The 375-nt window shown below is 43.7% G+C and carries 1 protein-coding gene and 1 pseudogene; both read right to left on the bottom strand.

The genetic code is table 11. The features are described from left to right. Positions 1-164: pseudogene (locus AAEY75_RS14235) on the bottom strand (transmembrane anchor protein); the annotation flags it as partial. 15 nt (positions 165-179) lie between these two features. Continuing rightward, positions 180-375 (bottom strand): HupE/UreJ family protein (locus AAEY75_RS14230; RefSeq protein WP_352259928.1); only part of this gene is annotated, 196 nt, incomplete at its 5' end.

Here is a 375-nt window from a genome sequence, read left to right as displayed (position 1 = left end):
AATTGAAGTAGATTACCAACCCCAGTTGGGTCAATGCCATATTCAGCTGGGAGAACCACCGTAAATAAAAGAACCACTGCTGAAATGGCAGCTAAAATAGTAGATTTTATAAGCTTCTGTGAAGAGGGAAGTTCAGCTTGTAAAGGAGTGTCACTGTTATACATATTGGGAATCCTTGGTTATTGAGACATTAAATAGCCAGTGAGCTGCATGCCCACCAATATAAATCCTGCGCTCATCATGGCGACGTTGGCGGTATAGGCGTTACGGATGAAACTTAGCGTACGGCGCCAATAGCTCATGCCAATTAATATGATTGCTAGAGCCAGTAGCTGCCCAATCTCCACACCCACGTTAAATGCGAGTAAGTTAGGT

Origin of the sequence: Psychrobacter sp. TB55-MNA-CIBAN-0194 (genome assembly GCF_040309505.1) — a bacterium.
Lineage (GTDB): Bacteria > Pseudomonadota > Gammaproteobacteria > Pseudomonadales > Moraxellaceae > Psychrobacter > Psychrobacter fozii.
Note: the sequence above shows the minus strand (reverse complement) of the source record. Positions and strands in the feature narration are given on the sequence as shown.